The 20,929-nt window shown below is 70.8% G+C and carries 19 protein-coding genes; 10 read left to right on the forward strand and 9 right to left on the reverse strand.

Annotated features, from left to right (window positions below):
* Positions 1–6: 6 nt before the first annotated feature.
* Positions 7–999, reverse strand: a complete 993-nt coding sequence (locus BLT82_RS11915) for an ATPase BagA (RefSeq protein ID WP_093653876.1) — start codon at positions 997–999, stop codon at positions 7–9.
* A 137-nt stretch (positions 1,000–1,136) separates the two neighbouring features.
* Between BLT82_RS11915 and BLT82_RS11920 the strand changes: the two genes are divergently transcribed.
* From BLT82_RS11920 to BLT82_RS11940, 5 genes are all read left to right on the forward strand, one after another.
* A complete protein-coding gene (locus BLT82_RS11920) occupies positions 1,137–1,295 on the forward strand; it encodes a Sp36 family protein (protein WP_017947820.1) in 159 nt (52 codons plus the stop codon).
* Positions 1,292–1,762 (forward strand): RidA family protein, encoded by a 471-nt coding sequence (locus BLT82_RS11925; RefSeq protein ID WP_093653877.1) that lies wholly within the window; start codon positions 1,292–1,294, stop codon positions 1,760–1,762. Before BLT82_RS11920 ends, BLT82_RS11925 begins: the two co-directional genes overlap by 4 nt.
* 238 nt (positions 1,763–2,000) lie before the next feature.
* Entirely contained in the window at positions 2,001–2,957 is a 957-nt protein-coding gene (locus BLT82_RS11930) for an NUDIX hydrolase (RefSeq protein WP_093653878.1), read from the forward strand.
* Positions 2,954–3,784, forward strand: coding sequence for an MBL fold metallo-hydrolase (locus BLT82_RS11935; protein WP_093653879.1), 831 nt, complete (start codon positions 2,954–2,956; stop codon positions 3,782–3,784). The genes BLT82_RS11930 and BLT82_RS11935 overlap by 4 nt, the downstream gene beginning before the upstream one ends.
* Positions 3,785–4,035: 251 nt before the next feature.
* Complete coding sequence (locus tag BLT82_RS11940) at positions 4,036–4,920, forward strand: prohibitin family protein (protein WP_093653880.1); 885 nt, start codon at positions 4,036–4,038, stop codon at positions 4,918–4,920.
* Positions 4,921–5,029: 109 nt separating this feature from the next.
* On the opposite strand, the gene BLT82_RS11945 is transcribed toward BLT82_RS11940, so the two are convergent.
* On the reverse strand, positions 5,030–5,704 hold the full coding sequence (locus BLT82_RS11945; RefSeq protein ID WP_017947815.1) for a Crp/Fnr family transcriptional regulator: 675 nt from the start codon (positions 5,702–5,704) through the stop codon (positions 5,030–5,032).
* Positions 5,705–6,029: 325 nt separating this feature from the next.
* On the opposite strand from BLT82_RS11945, the gene nth reads away from it, so the two are divergent.
* The 3 genes from nth to BLT82_RS11960 all read left to right on the forward strand — a co-directional run bounded on the left by nth (position 6,030) and on the right by BLT82_RS11960 (position 9,358).
* Positions 6,030–7,133, forward strand: coding sequence for an endonuclease III (gene nth / locus BLT82_RS11950; protein ID WP_093653881.1), 1,104 nt, complete (start codon positions 6,030–6,032; stop codon positions 7,131–7,133).
* Between the two features lie 214 nt (positions 7,134–7,347).
* Positions 7,348–8,043, forward strand: coding sequence for an NUDIX hydrolase (locus BLT82_RS11955; RefSeq protein WP_093653936.1), 696 nt, complete (start codon positions 7,348–7,350; stop codon positions 8,041–8,043).
* 115 nt (positions 8,044–8,158) lie between these two features.
* Positions 8,159–9,358 carry a MarP family serine protease gene (locus BLT82_RS11960; protein WP_093653882.1) on the forward strand — a complete coding sequence of 400 codons (1,200 nt, stop codon included), beginning with the start codon at positions 8,159–8,161 and terminating at the stop codon, positions 9,356–9,358.
* 501 nt (positions 9,359–9,859) lie between these two features.
* On the opposite strand, the gene BLT82_RS37855 is transcribed toward BLT82_RS11960, so the two are convergent.
* The 5 genes from BLT82_RS37855 to acs form a co-directional block, all read right to left on the reverse strand.
* Positions 9,860–10,039 (reverse strand): hypothetical protein, encoded by a 180-nt coding sequence (locus BLT82_RS37855; protein ID WP_093653883.1) that lies wholly within the window; start codon positions 10,037–10,039, stop codon positions 9,860–9,862.
* A 189-nt stretch (positions 10,040–10,228) separates the two neighbouring features.
* Positions 10,229–11,191 (reverse strand): alpha/beta fold hydrolase, encoded by a 963-nt coding sequence (locus BLT82_RS11970; protein ID WP_093653884.1) that lies wholly within the window; start codon positions 11,189–11,191, stop codon positions 10,229–10,231.
* Positions 11,188–11,691: a phage holin family protein gene (locus BLT82_RS11975; protein WP_093653885.1), complete on the reverse strand. Its 504-nt coding sequence runs from the start codon at positions 11,689–11,691 to the stop codon at positions 11,188–11,190. Before BLT82_RS11975 ends, BLT82_RS11970 begins: the two co-directional genes overlap by 4 nt.
* A gap of 40 nt (positions 11,692–11,731) precedes the next feature.
* The gene (gene nhaA / locus BLT82_RS11980; RefSeq protein WP_093653886.1) at positions 11,732–13,129 is read right to left on the reverse strand and encodes a Na+/H+ antiporter NhaA; all 1,398 of its coding nucleotides are present in this window, start codon (positions 13,127–13,129) and stop codon (positions 11,732–11,734) included.
* Positions 13,130–13,347: 218 nt separating this feature from the next.
* Positions 13,348–15,303, reverse strand: coding sequence for an acetate--CoA ligase (gene acs, locus BLT82_RS11985; RefSeq protein WP_093653887.1), 1,956 nt, complete (start codon positions 15,301–15,303; stop codon positions 13,348–13,350).
* Between the two features lie 739 nt (positions 15,304–16,042).
* On the opposite strand from acs, the gene BLT82_RS11995 reads away from it, so the two are divergent.
* On the forward strand, positions 16,043–17,521 hold the full coding sequence (locus BLT82_RS11995) for a polysaccharide deacetylase family protein (protein WP_244291929.1): 1,479 nt from the start codon (positions 16,043–16,045) through the stop codon (positions 17,519–17,521).
* Here the strand turns inward: BLT82_RS11995 and BLT82_RS12000 are convergent.
* On the reverse strand, positions 17,499–18,494 hold the full coding sequence (locus tag BLT82_RS12000) for an ATP-binding protein (RefSeq protein ID WP_093653889.1): 996 nt from the start codon (positions 18,492–18,494) through the stop codon (positions 17,499–17,501). The genes BLT82_RS11995 and BLT82_RS12000 overlap by 23 nt on opposite strands.
* A gap of 102 nt (positions 18,495–18,596) precedes the next feature.
* On the opposite strand from BLT82_RS12000, the gene BLT82_RS12005 reads away from it, so the two are divergent.
* Positions 18,597–19,421: a Fic family protein gene (locus tag BLT82_RS12005; protein ID WP_093653890.1), complete on the forward strand. Its 825-nt coding sequence runs from the start codon at positions 18,597–18,599 to the stop codon at positions 19,419–19,421.
* A 354-nt stretch (positions 19,422–19,775) separates the two neighbouring features.
* On the opposite strand, the gene BLT82_RS12010 is transcribed toward BLT82_RS12005, so the two are convergent.
* Positions 19,776–20,621 (reverse strand): HAD family hydrolase, encoded by an 846-nt coding sequence (locus tag BLT82_RS12010; RefSeq protein ID WP_093653891.1) that lies wholly within the window; start codon positions 20,619–20,621, stop codon positions 19,776–19,778.
* Positions 20,622–20,929 lie beyond the last annotated feature (308 nt).

Here is a 20,929-nt window from a genome sequence, read left to right on the forward strand (position 1 = left end):
CTCCGGTCACTGGGCATCCGTCCCGGCATCGGCTCCGGCGTTCACTCCGAGTTTTCGCAGTTCGGTCGCCAGCTGGTACAGCCCGGCCAGGTCGACCCCCTCGCTCAGCAGGGGGAGTTCGTACGCCGGCAGCTTCAGCGCCTCCAGCGCAGCACGCTGCTCGCGCTCCAGCTCGACGCGCTGGGCGTGCTCGGCGGCCTGCTCCAGCAGCGGTCCGACCAGCTTGGCCGCGCCGCCGACGCCCGCCCCGGTCAGCGCCCTGGCGATGTCCTTGCGGCGGCCGGCGGCCGCGGCGGTGCGGACCGCCTCCTCGTCGAGGACGTGCGGGCGCACCATGTTGACGATGACCTTGCCGGTGGGGAGGTCCGCGGCGCGCAGCTCGGCGATGCCGTCCGCGGTCTCCTGTACGGGCATCTCCTCCAGCAGCGTGACCAGGTGCACCGCGGTCTCGGCGGACTTGAGGACGCGCATCACGGCCTGGGCCTGATTGTGTATCGGGCCGATCTTGGCGAGACCCGCGACCTCGTCGTTGACGTTCAGGAAGCGGGTGATGCGGCCGGTCGGAGGGGCGTCCATGACGACGTAGTCGTAGGCGTACCTGCCCTGCTTGTCCCGGCGGCGCACGGCCTCGCAGGCCTTGCCCGTCAGGAGGACGTCCCGCACGCCCGGCGCGATGGTCGTCGCGAAGTCGATCGCGCCGAGCTTCTTCAGGGCCCGGCCGGCCGACCCGAGTTTGTAGAACATCTGGAGGTAGTCGAGGAGGGCCCGCTCGGCGTCGATGGCCAGCGCGTGGACCTCGCCGCCGCTGGGAGCGACGGCGATCTTGCGTTCCTCGTAGGGCAGCGCCTCCGTCTCGAAGAGCTGCGCGATGCCTTGTCTGCCCTCGACCTCGACGAGGAGGGTGCGCTTTCCCTCGGTCGCGAGGGCGAGCGCGAGGGCCGCGGCGACCGTCGTCTTACCGGTACCGCCCTTGCCGCTGACGACCTGGAGCCTGCTCACGTCCTGGAGCCTAACCAGTCGGCCCGCAGGCTAAGCGACCCCGGGTCGCCTTGGGCGGGTCAGATGCGCCGAGCGTCTCGCGTGCCGCGCGAACCTGTGTCGCGGGGCCGCCCGCCGGTGCGGCTACAGTCGCCTCCATGACCAAGTGGGAATACGCGACCGTGCCCCTTCTCGTGCACGCGACCAAGCAGATCCTGGACACCTGGGGCGAGGACGGCTGGGAGCTCGTCCAGGTCGTCCCCGGGCCGAACAACCCCGAGCAGCTCGTGGCCTACCTCAAGCGGGAGAAGTCATGAGCGGTGCCGTCGAGGCCAAGCTCGCCGAACTCGGGCTGACGCTGCCGGCCGTCGTACCGCCGCTGGCGGCGTATCAGCCGGCCGTGCAGTCGGGCCCGTACGTCTACACCTCGGGGCAGCTCCCGATGGTGGAGGGCAAGCTTCCGGTCACTGGCAAGGTCGGTGCGGAGGTCACCCCGGAGGAGGCCAGGGAGCTGGCCGCCACCTGTGCCCTGAACGCGCTGGCCGCCGTGAAGTCCATCGCCGGTGACCTGGACCGGATCGCCCGGGTCGTGAAGGTGGTCGGCTTCGTCGCCTCCGCCGCGGACTTCACGGGCCAGCCCGGCGTCATCAACGGTGCGAGCGAGCTGCTCGGCGCGGTACTCGGCGACAAGGGCGTGCACGCGCGCAGCGCCGTGGGTGTCGCCGTGCTGCCGCTCGACGCGCCCGTCGAGGTCGAGATCCAGGTGGAACTCGCCCAGGGCTGAGCCGTGACGAGGCCCGGGGCCTTCCGCCTGAGCGAGCCCGAAGCCTCCCCGAGGCGGTGCGGAGCCACGGCGGAAGGGCGGCCCTGAGCCGCCGCGAGGCGGGACCGGCCGGCGGAACGCGTCCGCCGGCCGGTACGGGCGCCACCCGTGGCGGACTCGGGACCGCCGGGTCGCCCGACCCGCCGCCGCGGACCGGGCGCCCCTCGAACATCCGCGCGTGAACGCATAGCATCCGGCCATGTCCAATGGTCAGTGGTACCCACCGGAATGGCCCGACCGGATCCGGGCGCTCGCCGCGGGCGAGATCACCGCCGTCGCCCCCCGGCGGGCGGCGACCGTGATGCTGCTCAAGGACACCTCCGAGGGTGTACACGTCCACATGCTGCGCCGCCGCGCCTCCATGGCCTTCGCCGGCGGCGCGTACGTCTACCCCGGCGGCGGGGTGGACGACCGCGACGCGCGGCCGGTGCGCTGGGCGGGGCCCTCCCTGTCCGAGTGGGCGCAGCGGCTGGGTGTCGAGGACGAGGCGTCCGCCCAGGCCGTCGTCTGCGCGGCGGTCCGCGAGACCTACGAGGAGGCCGGGGTCCTGCTGGCCGGGGAGACCGGGGACTCCGTCGTCGAGGACACCACGGGCGACGACTGGGAGGCCGACCGGGCGGCGCTCGTCGATCGGAAGCTGTCCTTCGCCGAGTTCCTGGACCGCAGGGGCCTGGTGCTGCGGTCGGACCTGCTGGGTGCCTGGGCCCGCTGGATCACCCCGGAGTTCGAGCCGCGCCGCTTCGACACCTGGTTCTTCGTCGCCTCGCTGCCCCGCGGGCAGCGCACCAGGAACGCCTCCACCGAGGCGGACCGCACCGTGTGGATCCGGCCCGCGGACGCCGCCGCCGGGTACGACAAGGGCGAACTGCTGATGATGCCGCCGACGATCGCCACGCTGCGGGTGCTGGAGCGGTTCGACACCGCCACGGACGCCCTCGCGGCGGCTGCCGAGCAGGACCTCGCGCCGATCCTGGCTCAGGCACGCTTGGAGGACGGGGAACTGGTGCTCAGCTGGCCGGGCCACGAGGAGTTCACCAAGCACGTCCCCACGGGTGGGGCCGGACCCACAGGACCGGCCGGACCGCACGGACCGGCCGGACCGCACGGACCGGCCGGACCGCACGGACCGGCCGGACCGACGGGAGGCACGCGATGACGAACGCATCGGCGCTGCCGGGGCAGCCGCGCGGCGCGGTGGTCTCCGGGCGAGCGACCGCCCGCGCCATCAACGTCCTGGCGCCCAATCCGTCCGCGATGACCCTGGACGGCACCAACACCTGGATCGTGGCCGAGCCCGACTCCGACCTCGCCGTCGTCATCGACCCGGGCCCGCTCGACGACGTGCACCTCCGGAACGTCGTCGCGACGGCCGAGGAGGCAGGCAAGCGGATCGCCCTGACCCTGCTCACCCACGGCCATCCGGACCACGCCGAAGGGGCCGGCCGGTTCGCCGAGCTGACCGGCACGAAGGTGCGTGCCCTCGACCCCGCGCTCCGGCTCGGCGACGAGGGGCTCGCCGCCGGGGATGTCATCCGCACCGGGGACCTGGAGCTGAGGGTCGTGCCGACCCCCGGGCACACGGCGGACTCGCTCTGCTTCCATCTCCCCGCGGATCGTGCCGTACTGACGGGCGACACCATCCTCGGCCGGGGCACCACGGTCGTCGCGCATCCGGACGGCCGCCTCGGCGACTACCTGGACTCGCTGCGCCGGCTGCGCTCCCTGACCGTGGACGACGGGGTGCACACGGTGCTCCCGGGACACGGACCGGTGCTGGAGGACGCCCAGGGCGCCGTGGAGTTCTATCTCGCCCACCGCGCGAACCGTCTCGCCCAGGTCGAGACGGCCGTCGAGAACGGCCACCGCTCGGCGGCCGACGTTGTCGCACACGTGTACGCCGACGTGGACCGGTCGCTGTGGCCCGCGGCGGAACTCTCGGTGCGGGCGCAACTCGAATACCTGCGCGAGCACGGTCTCATCTAGAACCCTCGGCCCGGCTCGTCGAAACTCCCTCGCCGCCGCCGGGCCTGCCATCCTCGGAAAAGCCTTCCGCCCAGGCCCTTCCCGCCTTCTCCGCGACTGCGCGGCGGCCTTCCTGCCCCCGTCCTCGAGCCCGTCACGGGCCGGGGTGCGTTCGCGTACCGGCGGACCCCCGCCCCGCGCCCCGCGGCCCGAGTGCTTTACGCTCCGCTTACTTTCAGCGTTTCGTGCGTGCTCGTACATGGGGGGAAACCGTGTTCGTCGTGTCCATCCTGCTCGTCATCGCCGCTGTGGTGATGTTCCTCGTCGCCCGCGGCGGCGGACCGCGCGGCCTCAGGATCGGTGCCGCCGCCGCACTCATCGCGGGGGTGTTCGCCGGTGTCACCAGCATGGTGTACGTCGTCAGCGCCTACGAGGTCGGCGTTCCGGTCGCCTTCGGCAAGGTCGGCGTGCCCATGACGTCCGGTATGCACGTCAAGTCGCCCTTCACGAGCGTCACGACGTTCTCGACCCGGCCGGTCGACCTCAACCTCTCCGACAAGGACGTGGTCGAGGTGCGCTCCAACCAGGGCGGCGTGATGTACGCCGAGGTGACGGTCAAGTGGGCGGTGACGCCTTCCAAGGCCGTCGAGCTCTACAGGCTGGCCGGCAGCGAGGACGCCATCCAGCAGCGACTGGTCTACCCGGACAGCCGTGAGATCGTCCGCAACGTCTTCGCCCGCTACACCAGCGAGCAGGGCTACGCCTCGGCCCGCGAGCAGATCAACACCGAGATCGGCCGTCTCATCAAGGAGCGGCTGGCGCCTCGCGGTATCGACGTCACCACGGTGAACCTGCGCAATGTGAAGCCGTCCGACCGGCTGCAGGACCAGATCGACCGCAAGATCCAGCAGCAGCAGGCCACGGAGCGCGCGACCGAGGCGGCGCGCACGGCGAAGGCCGAGGCCGAGCGGCGCAGGATCGAGGCCGAGGGCGTCGCCCGGGCGAACAAGATCCTCAACAACTCGCTGACGGACAAGGTCCTGCTGAACCAGTGCATCGAGGCGTACAAGGAAGCGGCGGCCAAGAACCCCGTGTACGCCGTTCCGTGCGGCGGTGGCAGCGGGAACCCGCTGATCGTGGACGGCAGCAAGCGCTGACCGACCCCACGCGGGTCCGCACAATACGCGGAGGGGCCGCCCGGCGATCTGCCGGGCGGCCCCTCCGTCCGGTCATGCGCGCACGTGCGTACGCGGGCCGGTGTAACCGCTAGCGGGAACGCTTCGCGAGGCGCTCCACGTCGAGCAGGATCACGGCACGGGCCTCCAGGCGGAGCCAGCCGCGCTGCGCGAAGTCGGCGAGCGCCTTGTTCACGGTCTCGCGCGAGGCGCCGACGAGCTGGGCCAGCTCTTCCTGGGTCAGGTCGTGGACGACGTGGATGCCCTCTTCCGACTGCACGCCGAAGCGGCGCGACAGGTCGAGGAGCGCACGGGCGACACGGCCCGGAACGTCGGAGAAGACCAGGTCGGACATCTGGTCGTTGGTCTTGCGGAGCCTGCGGGCGACGGCGCGCAGCAGGGCCGTGGCCACCTCGGGTCGCGCGTTCAGCCAGGGCTGCAGGTCGCCGTGGCCCAGGCCGAGGAGCTTGACCTCGGTGAGGGCGGTGGCGGTCGCGGTGCGCGGACCGGGGTCGAAGAGGGACAGCTCACCGATCAGCTCGCCGGGGCCGAGCACGGCCAGCATGTTCTCCCGGCCGTCGGGCGAGGTGCGGTGGAGCTTGACCTTGCCCTCGGTGACCACGTAGAGGCGGTCGCCGGGGTCGCCCTCGTGGAAGAGCGCGTCGCCGCGGGCGAGCGTCACTTCACTCATCGAGGCGCGGAGCTCCGCGGCCTGCTCGTCATCGAGCGCCGCGAAGAGCGGGGCGCGCCGCAGAACGTCGTCCACGAGTTCTCTCCTTGTCGACCTGCTCAGGGGACGGTGGTCCCCATGATGCCGCACGGCAAAACAGTGCGATCGATCACAAGGGTCCCCCACAAGTCTGACGCACCGGCCCTTCCGGCTGTGAGTCAGGGGCCGATTCGAGTGGTGATCGGCCATGGCCGGGGCGGATGTCCCCGGCGGCCCTTAGGCTGGCCGGGTGTCCAATTCGCCGGTGAGAGCACAGGCCGAGGGGGCCATCAGAGTGGCAGGGGAGCAAAATTCCGCTGTGGGCGAACAGGATTCGTCCACCGCGGCGAAAGTGGCAAGAAAGACAAATAGGAACACGTCCGTGGCCTCCCCGAAGACGCCGCGGTCAGCCGCACGGAAGACGCCGGCGGCGAAGACGGCTGTCGCGAAGACGACCGCGGCGGGTGGCCCGGCCGGGACTCCCGCGACCGGCGCCGCGACCGCGAAGAAGGCCACGGCCACGAAGAAGAGCACAGCCGGGAAGAAGGCCGCGACGGCGAAGAAGGCCACAGCGGTGCAGAAGAGCACGGCGGTGAAGAAGGCCACAGCGGTGCAGAAGAGCACGGCGGTGAAGAAGGCCACGGCCGCCTCCGGAGAGGCCGTGACCGCGAAGCGGACCGCCGCCGCAGGGAGGAAGTCCGCCGCGGGTTCGGCGGCCAAGCCCGAGTCACGGGTGGCGCTGGTGCGCCGTGCCCGGCGGATCAACCGTGAGCTGGCCGAGGTGTATCCGTACGCACATCCCGAGCTCGACTTCCTGAACCCCTTCCAGCTGCTCGTCGCCACGGTCCTGTCCGCCCAGACCACGGATCTGCGGGTGAACCAGACGACGCCCGCGCTCTTCGCGAGGTACCCGACGCCCGAGGACATGGCCGCGGCCGTGCCGGAGGAGCTGGAGGAGCTGATCAGGCCGACCGGCTTCTTCCGGGCCAAGGCGAAGTCCCTCATCGGCCTCTCCAAGGCCCTGCGGGACGACTTCGGCGGCGAGGTGCCGGGGCGACTGAAGGACCTGGTCACGCTGCCCGGTGTGGGGCGCAAGACGGCCTTCGTGGTGCTGGGGAACGCGTTCGGGGTCCCCGGCATCACCGTCGACACCCACTTCATGCGGCTCGCGCGCCGATGGAGGTGGACCGCGCAGGAGGACCCGGTCAAGATCGAGGCCGAGGTCGCCGAGATCTTCCCGAAGAGCGAGTGGACGATGCTCTCCCACCGGGTGATCTTCCACGGCCGACGGATCTGCCACGCTCGCAAGCCCGCGTGCGGCGCATGCCCCATCACTCATCTCTGCCCGTCGTACGGGGAGGGCGAGACCGATCCGGAGAAGGCGAAGAAGCTCCTCAAGTACGAGATGGGCGGCTTCCCCGGGCAACGTCTGAACCCGCCGCCCGACTACCCGGGCAAACCCGCACCCCCGCTGGGGGCCGGGTGATCCCTCCGAGAGCCTGCCGCCGGCCCGGGCACCGGCGGCCCGGCCCAGGCTGCCCCCCAGCCGGTGCGCCGGGTCTCACGGGCCTCCTCGGTCCCGCCGTTCCCGCCGTCTCCCGCCGGCCCGTCGTCCTGCCGGGCTTCCGAGGCCGTGCCGGGGACCGGGCCCGCCGGAACGATCCCGGCCACCGCACGCGTTGCACACCACGGGGGTGCCCATGACACGCACACATGAGACGTACGACGGCGACGTGGTCGTGAGCAGCGACGGCCTGCCCGAGTGGCTGGAGCCCGTGGAGCGGTCCGCCAGGACGATCGCTCCCGAGCAGCTCAGCCGGTTCCTTCCGCCCGAGGGCGGTGGAGGGCGCCAGTCCGCCGTACTGATCCTCTTCGGGGACGGTGCCCAGGGCCCGGAGCTGCTGCTCATGGAGCGGGCCGGCAGCCTGCGCTCCCACGCCGGCCAGCCGTCGTTCCCCGGCGGCGCACTCGATCCCGAGGACGGGGATCCCGCCACCAGCGGGCCGCTTCGCGCGGCCCTCCGGGAGGCGGAGGAGGAGACCGGCCTGGATCCGTCCGGCGTCCAGATCTTCGGGGTGCTGCCCAGGCTGTACATCCCGGTGAGCGGCTTCGTCGTGACCCCGGTCCTCGGCTGGTGGCGCGACCGATCCCCGGTCGCCGCCGTGGACCCGGCCGAGACCGCCCGGGTGTTCACGGTGCCCGTGGCGGATCTCACGGACCCGGAGAACCGGGCGACGAGCGTCCACCCCAGCGGTCACCTGGGTCCGGCATTTCTGGTCGAATCGGCTCTGGTCTGGGGTTTCACCGCGGGAGTGATCGACCGCATCCTTCATTTCGCGGGCTGGGAACGACCATGGGACCGGGCCAAGCAGGTCCCGCTCGACTGGCGCGCATGAGACCGTTGCCCACGTGCTGTGTTTTCCCGGTGACCGGTCCGGCGTCACCGGGAGCTGATCCGGAGAACCCCTGCCGGACGGAGTGCCGGACGACGAAACTGCGAGGCTAACGACGGTGAACGTGCTGGACATCCTGCTGCTGCTCGCCGCCGTGTGGTTCGCCGTCGTCGGATACCGCCAGGGCTTCGTCGTCGGCATCCTGTCCGTGATCGGGTTCCTCGGCGGTGGACTCGTCGCCGTCTATCTGCTCCCGTTCGTGTGGGACCGGATGACGAACGGGACGGAGGTGTCCACGGCAGCGGCGATCGTCGCCGTCGTGATCGTGATCGTCTTCGCGTCCGTCGGCCAGGCCCTCACCACACACCTCGGCAACAAACTCCGCCGGTACATCACCTGGACCCCGGCGCGGGCGCTCGACGCGACCGGCGGCGCCCTCGTGAACGTCCTCGCGATGCTGCTGGTCGCCTGGCTGATCGGCTCGGCCCTCGCGGGAACGGCGCTGCCGACCCTCGGCAAGGAGGTCCGGAGCTCCAAGGTCCTCCTCGGCGTGGACCGGGTGATGCCTGCGCAGGCGGACGGGTGGTTCGACGACTTCTCCTCCGTCCTCGCGCAGAACGGTTTCCCGCAGGTCTTCAGCCCCTTCGCCAACGAGCCCATCACCGAGGTCCGGCCGCCGGACCCGGCGCTGGTCAACAGCCCGGTGGCGGCACGCGCACAGCGGTCCATCGTCAAGGTCGTCGGCACCGCGCAGAGCTGCAACAAGGTGCTCGAGGGCACGGGCTTCGTCTTCGCCGAGCGCCGTGTCATGACGAACGCGCACGTCGTGGGCGGAGTCGACGAGCCGACCGTGCAGATAGGCGGGGAGGGCAGGCGCTACGACGCCAAGGTCGTCCTCTACGACTGGAAGCGCGACATCGCCGTCCTGGACGTCCCCGACCTGAAGGCACCGCCCCTGCGCTTCGCCGAGGCGGACGCCCGTTCCGGCGACAGCGCCATCGTCGCGGGCTTCCCGGAGAACGGCTCGTACGACGTGCGCTCCGCGCGTGTCCGCGGCCGCATAGACGCCAAGGGCCCGGACATCTACCGCAGCGGCGAGGTACGCCGCGACGTCTACTCGCTGTTCGCGACGGTCCGCCAGGGCAATTCCGGCGGGCCGCTGCTCACCGCCGACGGCCAGGTGTACGGAGTGATCTTCGCCCGGTCGCTCGACGACGCCGACACCGGCTACGCACTGACGGCGGACGAGATCCGCGACGACATCAGGCTGGGCCGCGCGGCCGACCAGCAGGTCGACAGCCAGGCCTGCGCTCTCTGACCTCTGCCGTCGTCCGGATGCGTGACGGCCGGCGTCATCGCCGGCGCCCCGGGCGTCACCCGGCCCGGACGCGTGGTGTGGGCCCGCCCGGGGACATGACCCGGGTCGGACGTCCGACCCGGGGGACAGGAACGTGCCGACGCCGACGCCGCCCGAACGCACGGTGCTGCCGGATGCCACCGCCGGCTCGCCCTCGTGCGCCGCGCACCGGCCGCCCCCGCGTGTGCCGGGCTTCGGACACGCCGAGCGCGCCGCGCACCGGCCGCCTCGGGCACACGACCGGATGCCGGGTGCCACCTCCGGCTCGCCGGCGTCGAGAGCACGTGGTGTGCGCCGGACATCAGCCGGCCCGGGCGCGTGGGCGCGGCGGCGACCAGCACTCCCGGACACACCGATTACCCGGGAGGGCACGTGCCCCGGTGCGGGGTCCTGCGCCCACAGGAGTGTGCGCCCCTGTGGAGGCGTGCGTGAGCAGGTGACGCGGACGCCGGTGTGACGGCGTCAGCCGCGAGGATGGCGCAGTCGCGCCGAGACCCAGCGCGCGCGGCGGCGGAGGATGCGCGGAATCCCGAGACGGGGATCATGGCCCCGCCCCTGGGGGCCGCCCCTTTCGTCCGCCACCGGCGCGGAGGCCGAGCGGGAGTTGCGTGCTGTGTCACTGTAGTCGTGCGTCCAGCCCATACCCCGACGTGTGCCCGTGCCCCAAGGTCGGTAACCGCATCGGGGCCCGCCAATTGGCCTATGCGTCGGGCAATCCCCGTTCGCCGCACACCCGTTCGCGGGACGGGCGCGCCCCGAGCTGCGGCGGAGGCGGCGTCGCCCGGCGCGGCCTCGGAGAGCCGGAGCCCGTCGCGAAGTCGCGGCCCGGGGTCAGCGGTCGGGCTCGGGGTCCTTCAGCCAGTTGATGAGCTCGTTGGAGAACGCCACCGGGTCCTCCTCATGGGGGAAGTGGCCGAGCCCGTCGAACAGCCGCCAGCGGTACGGGGCTTCGACGTACTGCCCGGAGCCCGCCGCGCTGCGCGTACGCATCGCCGGGTCCAGCGAGCCGTGGACGTGGAGCGTCGGCACCCGGACCGGGCGCTTCATCCGGCGGTTGAACTGGATGCCGTCCGGACGCGCCATCGAGCGCACCATCCACCGGTACGGCTCGATCGAGCAATGCGCCGTCGACGGGATGGACATGGCCCGGCGATAGACGTCGAGGTCGTCTTCCTCGGGCGGGCGCGGACCGGACCACTCCCGGATCAGCCGGCCCACCAAGGCCGCGTCGTCCGCGAGGAGCTGACGCTCCGGCAGCCATGGCCGCTGGAAGCCCCAGACGTACGATCCGGCACGGCTCTGCGCGAAGTCGCCGAGCATCGACGAGCGCCAGCGGCGCGGATGCGGCATCGAGGAGACCGCGAGCCTGCGGACGAGCTTGGGACGCATCACGGCCGCCGTCCAGGCGAGGTAGCCGCCCAGATCGTGGCCGACGAGTGCCGCGTCGGGCTCGCCGAGGGACCGTACGACGCCGGTGATGTCGAGCGCGAGGTTCGCCGGGTCGTAACCCCGGGGCGTACGGTCGCTGCCTCCCACGCCGCGGAGGTCCATCGCGACCGCGCGGAAGCCGGCATCGGCCAGCGCCGTCAGCTGGTGCCGCCATGTCCACCAGAACTGCGGAAAACCGTGGAGGAGGAGCACCAACGGCCCGTCGCCCAGCTCCGCGATGTGGAAGCGCGCACCGTTGGCCGCCACGTCCCGATGGGTCCAGGGACCATCGATCCGAACGGGGCCGCCGTTTCCGTTTCCGGTGCTGTTTCCGTTGCCGACAGAGGGCGTATCGGGTGCCGTCATGCGGACGAGCGTGCCACAGATGTGGACGGTTCCTTGGCCCCACGGGGGTGCGGCTTGGCGTTCTGCAGCACCGCGGCCGTCTGCTTGGCCGACGCGATGGAGCGCTCCGGGGGCTTGACCTTCTTGAACTTGGTCATGGCCAGCAGCGCCGCCAGCCCCGCCACCAGCAGGAACGCCGCCCCCACGATCAGGAACGACCAGGCGAGTCCCAGGCCGAGGTTGTGGATGCCGTAGGCGGCGGCGAAGCTCAGCACCGGCAGGGAGAAGAGCGCGAGCACCCCGGCGACCGTGCCGGCCACTCCGCCGGTCACCCCCCGCTTGACGTCCTGCCTGAGCTCGGCCTTGGCCAGTGCGATCTCGTCGTGCACCAGGGCGGACATCTCGGCGGTCGCCGACGCCACCAGCTGTCCCATGGTCTTGTCGGCGCCGGCCAGCCGAACCGGTCCGACCACATCGCCCGCGGCTTCGACGACGGCGGTGCTCCTGCCGGGGTCGCTCATCGGTGACTCCCCTCATCTCTGCTTCGGATCTGCTGTCAGATCATGCCGGACTGTCGCCGTCGGCGCGCGACGCACCCGCCACTTCCGCCATGCGCCGGTGCTCCGCGGCCTTCTTCTCGTAGATCTCGGCCATCCGCAGGTGGTACTCCGGGTTGTCCTGTTCGTACACGTCGGGGATACCGTCCTGGTCTTCGTCGCGCTCCTCCGCCTCACACAGGGCCTGGTACTTGCGTACCCGCAGTTTCAGCAGCACACAGGCGATCACGGCGGCGAAGAGGGAGCCGAACAGCACGGACGCCTTGACCTCGTCCGTGAGGACCGCGTCCCCGGCGAAGGCCAGCTCGCCGATGAGCAGGGAGACGGTGAAGCCGATGCCGGCCAGTGACGCGACGGCGAGGACGTCGGGCCAGGCCAGGTCCTCGTTGAGTTCGGCCTTGGTGAAGCGGGCGGCCAGCCAGGTGCCGCCGAAGATGCCGAGCGTCTTGCCGACCACCAGGCCGAGCAGTACCCCGAGGGTCTCTGGGCGGGTGAAGACGGCGTGCAGGGCGTTGCCGGAGATGCTGACACCGGCCGAGAACAGGGCGAACAGCGGTACGGCGAGACCTGCCGAGACCGGCCGCACGAGATGTTCGATGTGCTCGCCGGGCGAGTGCTCCTCGCCCTCGCGTCGGGTGCAGCGCAGCATCAGGCCCATGGCGACGCCCGCGATGGTGGCGTGGACGCCGCTGTTGTACATCAGCCCCCAGATGACCAGGGCCAGCGGGACGTACACGTACCAGCCGCGTACGCCCTTGCGCAGCAGCAGCCAGAAGACCGCGAGGCCGGCCAGCGCCCCGCCGAGCGCGGCGAAGTTCAGATCGTTGGTGAAGAAGATCGCGATGATCAGGATCGCGAAGAGGTCGTCGACGACGGCCAGGGTGAGGAGGAACGCGCGGATCGCGGACGGCAGCGATGTGCCGATCACCGCGAGCACGGCGAGGGCGAAGGCGATGTCGGTGGCCGTGGGCACCGCCCAGCCCGCGAGGGAGCCGCCACCGGCAGTGCTGACCAGCGTGTAGACGAGCGCGGGGGCCGCCATGCCGCAGACGGCGGCGATGACGGGGAGCGCCGCGGCCTTGGGGTCGCGCAGTTCGCCCGCGACGAGCTCCCGTTTGAGCTCGATCCCGGCGACGAAGAAGAAGATCGCGAGCAGTCCGTCGGCCGCCCAGTGCTGGATGGACAGATCGAGTCCGAGTGAGGCGGGGCCCACGTGGAAGTCGGCCACGGCCTCGTAGCTGCGGCCGAGGGGGGTGTTCGCCCAGATCAGGGCGGCGACGGCGGCGGCCAGGAGCAGGATTCCGCCGACGGTCTCGGTGCGCAGGGCTTCGGCCACGAAGTTTCGCTCGGGGAGCGAAAGGCGTCCGAGGAACCTGCGGGGGGTGGGGGTCGGCGCTGCCACGAGTGGGGACCTCCGGTCGGATAGGCACGGCAAAGCACATGCCGACCAGACTTCCCGGCGCACCTCGGTCTTCCTGTCGCATCCTTGATGCGGGTCCTTACCCTACCTAATGATTTCGCCCTGCGGTACGCGGGTGCCACCGGTTGATCTTCACCTTAGGCGCAAAAGGGGCACCCGGCGCGTTCGCTCCGGATGCCCCTCACGGTGACCTGCGGACGTCAGTCCTCCGAGGCCGCCGTCGGCAGCTTGGACTGGATGAGATCCATCACCGAGGAGTCGGTGAGGGTCGTGACGTCACCGAGCTGGCGGTTCTCCGCCACGTCCCGCAGCAGCCGGCGCATGATCTTGCCGGACCGGGTCTTGGGCAGCTCGGCCACCGGCAGGACCCGCTTGGGCTTGGCGATCGGCCCGAGCGTCGCCCCGACGTGGTTGCGGAGGTCGGCGACGAGGTTCTCGTCCTCGCTCGCGGTCCCGCGCAGGATCACGAACGCCACGATGGCCTGGCCGGTCGTCTCGTCGGCCGCGCCGACGACGGCAGCCTCGGCGACCTTGGGGTGGGAGACCAGCGCCGACTCGACCTCGGTCGTCGAGATGTTGTGGCCGGAGACCAGCATCACGTCGTCGACGCGGCCCAGCAGCCAGATGTCGCCGTCGTCGTCCTTCTTCGCGCCGTCGCCCGCGAAGTACCGGCCCTCGAAGCGCGTCCAGTACGTGTCGATGAAGCGCTGGTCGTCGCCCCAGATGGTGCGGAGCATCGAGGGCCACGGCTCGGTGAGGACCAGGTAGCCGCCGCCGCCGTCGGGTACTTCGCGGCCCTCGTCGTCGACGACGGTCGCGGCGATGCCGGGGAGCGGGCGCTGGGCCGAGCCGGGCTTGGTCTCGGTGACGCCGGGCAGCGGCGAGATCATCATGGCGCCGGTCTCGGTCTGCCACCAGGTGTCCACGATGGGGGTGGAGCCGCCGCCGATGTGCTCCCGGTACCAGATCCATGCCTCGGGGTTGATCGGCTCGCCGACGGAGCCGAGGACGCGCAGGCTCGACAGGTCGAATTTGGCGGGGATGTCGTCGCCCCACTTCATGAAGGTACGGATCGCCGTCGGCGCCGTGTAGAGGATCGTGACGCCGTACTTCTGGACGACCTCCCAGAAGCGGCCCTGGTGCGGGGTGTCCGGCGTGCCCTCGTACATCACCTGCGTCGCACCGTTGGCCAGGGGGCCGTACACGATGTACGAGTGGCCGGTCACCCAGCCGACGTCGGCCGTGCACCAGTAGACGTCGCTCTCCGGCTTGAGGTCGAAGACGGCGTGGTGGGTGTAGGCCGCCTGGGTGAGGTAGCCGCCCGAGGTGTGCAGGATCCCCTTGGGCTTACCCGTCGTGCCGGACGTGTACAGGATGAAGAGCGGGTGCTCCGCGTCGAACGCCTCAGGCGTGTGCTCGGCCGGCTGGCGGCCGACGACGTCGTGCCACCACACGTCCCGGCCCTCGGTGATCGCGGTGTCCTGGCCGGTGCGGCGGACCACCAGCACGTGCTCGACCTGCGGGCACTTGGCGACCGCCTCGTCGATGGCGGGCTTGAGCGCGCTGGGCTTGCCGCGGCGGTAGCCGCCGTCGGCGGTGATCACCAGCTTGGCGTCGGCGTCCTGGATGCGGGAGGCCACGGCGTCCGCCGAGAATCCGCCGAAGACCACCGAGTGCGCGGCGCCGATCCGGGCGCAGGCCAGCATCGCCACGGCGGCCTCGGGAATCATGGGCATGTAGACCGCGACCCGGTCGCCCTTGCGGACGCCCAGTTCCGTCAGGGCGTTGGCGGCCCTGGAGACCTCGTCCTTGAGCTCGGCGTAGGTGAGGGACCGGCTGTCGCCCGGCTCGCCCTCGAAGTGGATGGCGACCCGGTCCCCGTTGCCTGCCTCGACATGGCGGTCCACGCAGTTGTACGCGACGTTGAGCTTGCCGTCGGCGAACCACTTGGCGAAGGGCGGGTTCGACCAGTCCAGGGTCTCGGTCGGCTCCTCGGCCCAGGTGAGCCGCCGCGCCTGCTCGGCCCAGAAGCCAAGCCTGTCCGCCGCGGCCTGCTCGTACGCCTCCGCCGTCACGTTGGCGTGCGCGGCCAGCTCGGCCGGCGGTGCGAACCGCCGCTCTTCCTTCAAGAGGTTGGCCAGGCTCTCGTTGCTCACGACATCTCCCTTTCCCAGGGCGTCCTATGTGCCTATGTGTCCCAGGCCATAGCTCATCAGGCGGATGGCCGGGTGACAAGGGCCTTAAAGAAATTGGTTTAGACCTATTGAGGCGTGGAGTGGCTGGTGGGACGCCGGATCGCTCGTCCCGGACAAGCGGCCCCTTCTCTCCGGGCGGTGGGGGAAGGGGCCACCCGTACTCACGTATGCCACACCGGGTCGGTTCACCCCTGATACGTGGCCCCGGCGGGGCGTCTCCGGCGCACTTCCCGTTCGGGCCACCGGGGCTCTGCCGGGTGGCCGGTCAGGTCTTTCGGTGCTGCCCCGTCGCCGGTCGGGACACGGGCGCCGGCTCCGGTGAGGGGCGCGGCGCTCAGGACGCGGTCGTCCGTCGTGGACGGCCCGCCCAGGATGACGGCCGTCCGGAAGGGGGTCACCTTCCGCCGCCGGTGCGGGGCGACCGGCTCGAACACCGCTTCGCCGCTCCTTACGCGCTCCGGGCCTTCCCCGTGCACCGAGCAGATACGCCTGCGCCTCGGCGACATGGAAGTGCATCCCGTGCAGCCGCAGCGTGCCGTTGGCGAGCTTGCGGGTGCCCATTCATCCAATCCAGTGATTAATCATTCCGGCTCGGCCTGCCTCCTGAGGTCCGTGCGCCCCGGTGGGAGTTTGTTCAGGTCCGCGGTCGTATCGGCATGTCAACCGAACATCACTGCACACGACGGAAGAGGGTGGACGGATGCTGCCCGCAGCACGGAAGGCCGTTCTCGGTGCCATTGCCACCGCGCTCGTCATGGGCCTCGCCGCATGTTCCGGTGGCGACGGAGGATCGGGGCTCTCCGGTGCGCTGGGGAACCAGCTGGGCCAGATCGGCGACGGTTCGACCTCGTACACGGGAGCCCAGCCGGGTCTGGCGCGCCCGGAGCGGCTGAAGCCGGGGCAGAAACCCCCGCAGTTCGTGGTCTTCTCCTGGGACGGGGCGGGCGAGGACAGCACGAAGCTCTTCTCCCACTTCCGCGAAGTGGGCAAGAAGCACGGCATCACGATGACCTATTTCCTCAGCGGCGTGTACCTGCTCCCCGAGGCGAAGGCCGAGTTGTACGACCCGCCCCGGCACGAACGGGGGCGCTCCGACATCGGCTTCAACGACATCGGCGGCATCAAGGCCACCGTTCGCGAACTGCGCGGTGCCTGGCTGGACGGGAACGAGATCGGCACGCACTTCAACGGTCACTTCTGCGGACCGCAGGGCGGAGGTGCCACCTGGACGCCCGAGGAGTGGAAGAGCGAGCTCGCCCAGGCCAAGTCCTTCGTCAAGAAGTGGCGCAGCAACGCGGGCCTGCCCCGCGAGCAGTCGCTGCCGTTCGACTACGACCGGGAGCTCATCGGCGCCCGCACGCCCTGCCTCGAGGGGCGGGACAACTTCCTCCGGTTCGCGGCGAAGCAGGGCTTCCGCTACGACAGCAGCGGCATCAGCGAGCAGATCTGGCCGGACAAGAAGCAGGGCCTGTGGGACCTCTCCCTCCAGATGGTCCCCGTGCCCGGGCGCGCCTTCGAGACGCTGTCCATGGACTACAACTTCATGATCAACCAGTCGGGTACCGCCAAGGGCGCCCCCAGCATGCACACCTTCTGGGGAAACCAGATGCGCGACGGGCTGATCAAGGGCTTCAACCGGGCCTACAAGGGCAACCGTGCCCCGCTCGTCATCGGCAACCACTTCGAGACGTGGAACGGCGGCACCTATATGCGTGCGGTCGAACAGACCATCGGGTACGTCTGCGTCCAGCGCGACGTGCGGTGCGTGTCGTTCCGTCAGCTCGTCGACTGGCTGGACGCCCAGAACCCCGAGGTGCTGAAGCAGTTGCGCACCCTGCCGGTCGGCCGCGCGCCGAGGGGTGGCTGGAAGAACTTCCTGACCACGGCCTCCTCGGGTTCCGACAAGCCGGGCGGGAGCGCATCGGCCGGGGCCCCCACGCGGGCCGGGTCGGGCACGGCCGAATCCCGCACGGCGGGGGCCGCGACCGAGGCGACCGGCGCCGCCGCGGAGGCGAGGCGCGCCCGCGGGGCGGGGGTCGACACCACCTCCGGGACGGACGGCGGCCCCGCCGCGGACCGGACGAGTCTGGTCTGGCCGGCCGCGGGCGGCGGATGGTCCGCCCCCGACCGGCTGGCGCACGACGGACCGGCGGCGATCAGGCCGGTTGCGGGGCGCTGATCTGCGCGGCCTGCTCACCGAGCACGAAGTCGGGGTCGACCTGGGCGGCCAGGTCGACCCCCGTCTTCGCGTTGCCCCAGCTCTCGGCGTTCTTCAGATGGAAGTGGACCATCTGCCGGGTGTACCGCGCCCAGTCGCGTCGCGCATAGGACGCGTCGGCCGCCTGCCGCAGGGTGCGCAGAGCGGCCCGGTTGGGCTCCTCCAGTTCCGCGAAGAGCGCCGGACGGCCCTTCTCCATCGACCGGACCCAGTCCGAATGCCCGACGGTGACGAGAAGGTCGTCGCCCACCTCGTCGCGCAGGAACTCGAGATCGTCGGGGCCCTGGACCTTGTTGCCGACGACCCTGAGCGCGACGCCGAAGTCCCGTGCGTACTCCTTGTACTGCCGGTACACGGAGACGCCCTTGCGAGTGGGCTCGGCCACGAGGAACGTCATGTCGAAGCGGGTGAACATGCCGGAGGCGAAGGAGTCGGAGCCCGCCGTCATGTCGACCACGACGTATTCGTCCGGGCCGTCGACGAGATGGTTCAGGCACAGTTCCACCGCCCCCACCTTGGAGTGGTAGCAGGCGACCCCGAGGTCCGACTCGGTGAACGGGCCGGTCGCCATCAGCCGGATCCCCCCGCCTTCGAGCCGTACCGTCCTGGCGCAGGACTCGTAGACCGGGTTCTCCTCGCGAACGCGCAGGAGCCGCGAACCTTCACCGGGCGGCGTGGTCTTGATCATCGTCTGGGCGGATGTGATCCGCGGATTGGTGCCGCGCAGGTACTCCTTGATGAGCGGCAGGTGTGCGCCCATCGCGGGCAGGGCGGCGGCCTCCTGCTCGTCGAGCCCGAGCGCGGTGCCCAGGTGCTGGTTGATGTCGGCGTCCACGGCGACGACGTCGGCCTGCTGCGCGGCGAGGTGACGGATGAAGAGCGAGGACAGCGTCGTCTTGCCACTACCGCCCTTGCCCACGAAAGCGATCTTCATGTTCACCTAAGGTAGCGGGACGATAGCCGGGAGTGGTCGCAGTGCGTGAAGAAGACCACTCCAACGTGGGGTGCGGGCCCGGTGCGCGTAGCCTCGCTACTTATGAGTACGAACGCCTCCGACCCCCTGGCCGCTCTGGGTGATCTTCCCGGAGTCGCGGACGCCGTGGACTCCGTGCGCAAGGCCGTCGACCGTGTCTACGGGCACCGCGTCATGCGGCGCCGCAGCAACGAGGTCACCTCGGAGGCCGCGCTCCGCGGGGCCCGGGCGTCCGCGGCGCTCTCGGGCGCGGACTGGGCGCTGGAGGAGGTGCGCCGGCGCACCGACTTCGGGGGTGAGGCGGAGGCCCGGACCGTGGGGGCCGCGCTCCGGCTGACCGCCGAGGCGGGCCAGCTGCTGTCCATCTGGCGGCAGTCCCCGCTGCGTGTCCTGGCTCGGCTGCACCTGGTCGCGGAAGGCGGAGTCGCACCCGACGAGACGGTCGGCCGGCCGCGGCTCGCCGGGGAGAGGGTCGAGGAGCCGTTGATCGAGGCGCCGCTGCCGGACGCGGAGGAGGTCGCCGGGCGGCTCGACGGGCTCTCGGGGCTGGTCATCGCGGGAAGTTCGGCCTCGGCGCTGGTGATGGCCGCCGTGGTGCACGGCGAGCTGCTCGCGCTGCGCCCGTTCTCCTCGGCCAACGGCCTGGTCGCCCGGACGGCGGAACGCATCGTCCTGGTCGGCAGCGGGCTGGACCCCAAGTCGATCTGCCCTGCCGAGGTCGGTCACGCCGAACTCGGCCGTACGGCGTACCTCGAGGCGTTCGACGGTTATCTGTCCGGGACTCCGGCGGGTATGGGTGCCTGGATCACCCACTGCGGCCGCGCCGTCGAACTCGGTGTGCGGGAGTCCACGGCCGTCTGCGAGGCGCTTCAGCGCGGGGCTGCGTGAAGCCGTCCCGTTGCCGGGAGGTCTTGCCTTCAAGGGAGTTGAGCGCGGCGAACGGCCGGACAAAAGGGTTGCGGCGGTACCGGGTGGTACCGCCGCTGGCATGTTGGCCAAGTTACCAAGCGTCCTCGATGTGTTGCCCATCAGGTCGGGAGCTTTGCCCGTCACCTGGTGCGGCTGGCCCGTAATCGACGGGTCGACGTCGCGTGGGTGCTCAGCGTCCATGCTCGGTCCGTGGGGCCTTTGTTGCGTAGAAGGTGATCCTCTCGGATGTCCCAGGTCTCGCGGGCCGTTAACTCCTTTGTACTCCAGCCGTACGGCAAGCGGAACCCCTGGCCGCACTTTTTACTTTCAATCTCAAATGCGGGCAAAAGAGTCGGTGCTGCGACGTCGGCTGGCATACCAGACGAGCCCGGCGGTGGCGGCTGCCGCTCCCACCGCCGCCACGGCGAGAAGCGCGGGGCGCGCGGGCATCGTGAACCCCGGGATGCGCTGCTTCAGTCGCACCGGGCGGTTGAAGACGAGGACGGGCCAGCCGCGTGAGGACGCCTCACGGCGCAGTGTCCGGTCGGGGTTGACCGCGTACGGATGACCCACGGCCTCCAGCATCGGGACGTCGGTGACGGAGTCGCTGTAGGCGTAGCAGCGCTCGAGGTCGTACCCCTCGGACGCGGCGAGTTCCTTCACCGCCTCGGCCTTGGTGGGGCCGTACGCGTAGTACTCCACCTCGCCGGTGAAGCAGCCGTCGTCGCCGACGACCATCCGCGTCGCCACCACGCGATCGGCGCCCAGGAGCTCGCCGATCGGCTCGACGACCTCGGCGCCCGAACTCGAGACGATGACCACGTCGCGGCCGGCGGTGTGGTGCTCCTCGATCAGGGAGGCCGCCTCGTCGTAGATGATCGGATCGATGAGGTCGTGAAGGGTCTCGGCGACGATCTCCCTCACCTGTTCCACGTTCCAGCCCTTGCAGAGCGCGGACAGGTACTTGCGCATCCGCTCCATCTGGTCGTGGTCGGCGCCGCCCGCGAGGAAGACGAACTGGGTGTACGCCGTCCTGAGTACGGCGCGGCGGTTGATCAGCCCACCGTGGTAGAAGGACTTGCTGAAGGTCAGCGCCGACGACTTCGCAATGACCGTCTTGTCCAGGTCAAAGAACGCTGCTGTGCGCGGCAAGGAGTGGTTTTCCACGACGCAGAGCATATGCGCCCTCCATTCGGCGTAAGGTGGGGCGCGTGGGTTTGCCTGAGAAGGCTCTCGGGTACACCATGGAAGTCACGGATCGTTCGCGACCGTGCTAACCCGGTCCGACTCCTCCCCCCCCGAGTCGGCCGTGGGGACGACCCCCGCTCTCCCCCCCGGCGGGGGTCGTCGCATGTCCGGACGCATTTTCGCCGTCCACCGCTCGTCTTTCTTCCCTCTCGGGCCCCGGAACGGGTCGCTCCGCCGACCACCGCTGTTCGTCACTCTGCGTGATTGATGTGCTGCGCTGTGGAAGTCGTGCCGGAAGT

The organism is Streptomyces wuyuanensis, from assembly GCF_900103455.1.
Taxonomy (GTDB): domain Bacteria; phylum Actinomycetota; class Actinomycetes; order Streptomycetales; family Streptomycetaceae; genus Streptomyces; species Streptomyces wuyuanensis.

Excerpts from the sequence above, each read along its gene's own strand:
- BLT82_RS11920 (WP_017947820.1), top strand. The coding sequence starts at position 1,137 with ATGACCAAGTGGGAATACGCGACCGTGCCCCTTCTCGTGCACGCGACC.
- BLT82_RS11925 (WP_093653877.1), top strand. The coding sequence starts at position 1,292 with ATGAGCGGTGCCGTCGAGGCCAAGCTCGCCGAACTCGGGCTGACGCTG.
- BLT82_RS11930 (WP_093653878.1), top strand. The coding sequence starts at position 2,001 with ATGTCCAATGGTCAGTGGTACCCACCGGAATGGCCCGACCGGATCCGG.
- BLT82_RS11935 (WP_093653879.1), top strand. The coding sequence starts at position 2,954 with ATGACGAACGCATCGGCGCTGCCGGGGCAGCCGCGCGGCGCGGTGGTC.
- BLT82_RS11955 (WP_093653936.1), top strand. The coding sequence starts at position 7,348 with ATGACACGCACACATGAGACGTACGACGGCGACGTGGTCGTGAGCAGC.
- BLT82_RS37855 (WP_093653883.1), bottom strand. The coding sequence starts at position 10,039 with ATGGGCTGGACGCACGACTACAGTGACACAGCACGCAACTCCCGCTCG.
- BLT82_RS11970 (WP_093653884.1), bottom strand. The coding sequence starts at position 11,191 with ATGACGGCACCCGATACGCCCTCTGTCGGCAACGGAAACAGCACCGGA.
- BLT82_RS11975 (WP_093653885.1), bottom strand. The coding sequence starts at position 11,691 with ATGAGCGACCCCGGCAGGAGCACCGCCGTCGTCGAAGCCGCGGGCGAT.
- BLT82_RS11995 (WP_244291929.1), top strand. The coding sequence starts at position 16,043 with ATGCTGCCCGCAGCACGGAAGGCCGTTCTCGGTGCCATTGCCACCGCG.
- BLT82_RS12000 (WP_093653889.1), bottom strand. The coding sequence starts at position 18,494 with ATGAAGATCGCTTTCGTGGGCAAGGGCGGTAGTGGCAAGACGACGCTG.
- BLT82_RS12005 (WP_093653890.1), top strand. The coding sequence starts at position 18,597 with ATGAGTACGAACGCCTCCGACCCCCTGGCCGCTCTGGGTGATCTTCCC.
- BLT82_RS12010 (WP_093653891.1), bottom strand. The coding sequence starts at position 20,621 with ATGCTCTGCGTCGTGGAAAACCACTCCTTGCCGCGCACAGCAGCGTTC.